The 3,034-nt window shown below is 36.8% G+C and carries 5 protein-coding genes; 1 reads left to right on the top strand and 4 read right to left on the bottom strand.

Annotated elements, in window-relative coordinates; all coding sequences use genetic code 11:
* On the top strand, positions 1–215 hold a 215-nt coding region (locus tag GO685_RS04425), incomplete at its 5' end, for a hypothetical protein (protein ID WP_218939230.1).
* 2 nt (positions 216–217) lie between these two features.
* Here the strand turns inward: GO685_RS04425 and nuoI are convergent.
* The 4 genes from nuoI to GO685_RS04405 form a co-directional block, all read right to left on the bottom strand.
* Positions 218–700 carry an NADH-quinone oxidoreductase subunit NuoI gene (nuoI, locus tag GO685_RS04420; RefSeq protein WP_175937743.1) on the bottom strand — a complete coding sequence of 161 codons (483 nt, stop codon included), beginning with the start codon at positions 698–700 and terminating at the stop codon, positions 218–220.
* Between the two features lie 81 nt (positions 701–781).
* A complete protein-coding gene (locus GO685_RS04415; RefSeq protein WP_175937742.1) occupies positions 782–1,567 on the bottom strand; it encodes an enoyl-ACP reductase FabI in 786 nt (261 codons plus the stop codon).
* A gap of 322 nt (positions 1,568–1,889) precedes the next feature.
* Entirely contained in the window at positions 1,890–2,255 is a 366-nt protein-coding gene (locus tag GO685_RS04410; protein WP_175937741.1) for a hypothetical protein, read from the bottom strand.
* 50 nt (positions 2,256–2,305) lie between these two features.
* Positions 2,306–2,893, bottom strand: coding sequence for a magnesium transporter MgtE N-terminal domain-containing protein (locus GO685_RS04405; protein ID WP_175937740.1), 588 nt, complete (start codon positions 2,891–2,893; stop codon positions 2,306–2,308).
* Positions 2,894–3,034 lie beyond the last annotated feature (141 nt).

Here is a 3,034-nt window from a genome sequence, read left to right as displayed (position 1 = left end):
AAAATACGACGCTTTTGATGATTATGGAAAGGATGGTCCCAGTGTCGGAGCACTGGGATGACACCGTCTGTTACGCAAATTACCTGCTAATTGCAATGTTCGTACAGTTGTGTGTCAAGCACTGGGATGACAGGAGAAGGCGCTGGGGTAACGAGAAATGGGGCCACTTGGATAACACGAAAGGACACCGAAATGACAGAGGTTTAAACTTTTAACATTAGCAATACGGTCTATTCTTTTTCAATCTGAGTGCAATTGCTTCCTCCCAAACGTCACCATTACGCAATAACTTTTCTTTGTTGTACATTAGCTCCTCCCTCGTTTCTGTTGCAAACTCAAAATTAGGGCCCTCGACAATTGCATCGACCGGACATGCCTCCTGGCAAAGCCCACAATATATGCACTTCGTCATGTCAATATCATAACGCGTAGTGCGACGGCTGCCATCTTCTCTTTCTTCTGCTTCAATAACTATCGCCTGAGCAGGGCAGATAACTTCACATAATTTACAAGCTATGCATCGTTCTTCACCGTTTGAATATCTACGCAACGCATGCTCACCGCGAAATCTTGGACTTAGAGGTCCCTTCTCCATAGGGTACCTAAGCGTCACCTTTGGTTTAAACGCATACCTAAGCGTAATAATAAACCCTTTAATTAATTCTATAAAGGACCAATACCAAGCTAATTTCTTGAGCATAAAGTATTTAAACACTGCATTACCGACTATAAATCATATTACCAGTTTTAGAAAGGCTTTTTTCTCACACTCAACTTTGAACTAATCAATTGCTTTCATCCCTACCACGTTATACCCCGAATCAACATGTAAAACTTCCCCAGTGGTACCGCTACTTAAGTCACTCAACAAATACAGCGCTGCTTTTCCAACGTCTTCTATTGTAGTGTTGCGCCTTAGTGGAGAATTATTTCTGTTCCATTCTGATATGAAGTGAAAGTTGCTTATTCCAGAAGATGCTAAAGTTCTAATTGGACCAGCAGAAATGGCATTCACTCTGATGTTTTGCGGTCCAAGGTCGCATGCTATATATCTTACACTTGCTTCGAGTGCTGCTTTACATAGACCCATAACATTATAATTTGGCATAACTTTTTCAGCGCCATAGTAAGATAAAGTGAGTAAACTACCGCCGTTTAGCATTATCTTTTCAGCTCTTTGCGCTAGAGCAGTAAAAGAATAGCATGATATATGCATTGCGTTGAGAAAGTTGCTCAGTGACGTGTTAACATATTTACCACTGAGTTCATTCTTGTCAGAGAATGCGATTGCGTGTACCAAAAAATCAAGAGTACCCCATTTTTTTTCTATTATCTTAAAAACCTTATCTATGGTCTCCTCATTTGCAACATCACAATTTAGTACTAACTCCACATTTAGTTCAGCTGCTATCGATGATAATCTCTCCTTTACCATTTCATTCTGGTAAGTGATTGCAAGTTCTGCTCCGTGCTCTGAGAGAGTTTTTGCTATGCCATACGCTATCGATCTCTTGTTTGTTATTCCAGTTATTAATCCCTTTTTGCCTTGTAGTAGACTTGTTGCCATAGAACTTTCTGTTTTCTACAATTTGGGATATTAACCAGATAAAGTCAAGATGTTAACTGTGTTAAAAAACAAGAGGGTATCTTGTGCATTTCTGCTCCTCGAAAGATGGAGGTTTGTGTTTAACTTCTATTCTGCTTATTGTTTTGAGACTGTTTTCACTTTCTTGTTAATTGTCATTATTCATATTAACTCCTGTAAAAAATTAGAATTTTAAAACTTGTACTGAAATAGCATGTGAAGAAAATAACAGCTTAATATCAGGCTGTTGTTTTCTCGCTTGGTATATACTATCTAAAATTACCTTGAGATTGTATCTCTATATCTATAATATATCTTCCGCCTGTGTTGGTGAGTAGTATGGCATATTTTCCTCAATTTCCTTGATTTTCTCCATTATTTCCTTTGTTTTCGTACCTGTACTATCTATAGTTGCTGATAGTGGATTTATTACGCCATTTTCAATATTAGAACTTATACTGTTGTTGTATTCGTTGATGTTGTTTATTAAACTATCATGAAAAGCTTTAAATCTAACAACATTTACCATTATTCTTTCATCGATCTCTGCAGTGTTGACATCACCGGTGATATCAATTCCTTTATTCGCCTTTTTATCAAAAAATAGCGGAGCGATTGTCGGTTTTGTAAACACAGGTTTGACAAATGTAGGTTTTTGAAGTTGTTGCATTTCTTTAGTAATACGACCTCCTATAGAAAATTAAAAAGTAAAAATTTCAATTATACAAGTATTGACGAATCATAAGGATATGTATCGCCACCTTCTGCTGTGAAATTTTGATCATGTGCGAAGTATGGCATATCCCCCTTGATTTGCTTGAGCATCTCAATAACCTCTTTGTTTTGTTTGAGCTGACCTTCAAACTTCTCCTCTAATACTCTAACAATATAATCAAGTTGACCTTTATCACCTGATTGACCAATCACAGCTGTAACTTTCTCATAAGGCAGCTTGTGAATAATATCTTTAAGCTCTTCTGGACTTAGCTCATTCAAAAGTTTTGCAAATTGTTGCTCAGGCATGTTACGAGCGAGAATTTGAAGTTTTTCATCAGTTAGAGAATTAATTACAACTTTAATTCTGCTAGGATCAATTAAATTTTGAACTACTACTTCAAATTTAAAATTATCCAGTTCGTTGATTAAATCCTTTAATTTACCTTCTTCTAAAGTGTGTACTAGGATTGGAAGTCGCTCATGCCACAATTCCTTAGAAAGAATGGTTAAGTGGTGGTCAGATAAATTTCTTGTTAGATCTATAAGCTGAGGGTCATTTATACTGTTAATGAGTACTTTAAACTGATCCATCTTTAAGTGAGGTAAAATGTCTCCTCACTGTTCTGGATTTAATCCTTCCACTAGTCTCTGTGAACAAAATTTTAGAGAAGCCATATGAGAGAACCAACGAGGTTTAAAAAACCCATAAAAACCTCAGCAGTCTTGTCAAAT

This window comes from Wolbachia endosymbiont of Madathamugadia hiepei, assembly GCF_013366855.1.
Lineage (GTDB): Bacteria > Pseudomonadota > Alphaproteobacteria > Rickettsiales > Anaplasmataceae > Wolbachia.
The sequence above is the reverse complement of the archived record's forward strand: the minus strand, read 5'-3'. Positions and strand labels throughout refer to the sequence as shown.

Bases quoted from the DNA above. Each gene is read 5' to 3' on its own strand.
- GO685_RS04415 (WP_175937742.1), bottom strand. From the start codon at position 1,567: ATGGCAACAAGTCTACTACAAGGCAAAAAGGGATTAATAACTGGAATA.
- GO685_RS04405 (WP_175937740.1), bottom strand. From the start codon at position 2,893: ATGGATCAGTTTAAAGTACTCATTAACAGTATAAATGACCCTCAGCTT.
- nuoI (WP_175937743.1), bottom strand. From the start codon at position 700: ATGCTCAAGAAATTAGCTTGGTATTGGTCCTTTATAGAATTAATTAAA.
- GO685_RS04410 (WP_175937741.1), bottom strand. From the start codon at position 2,255: ATGCAACAACTTCAAAAACCTACATTTGTCAAACCTGTGTTTACAAAA.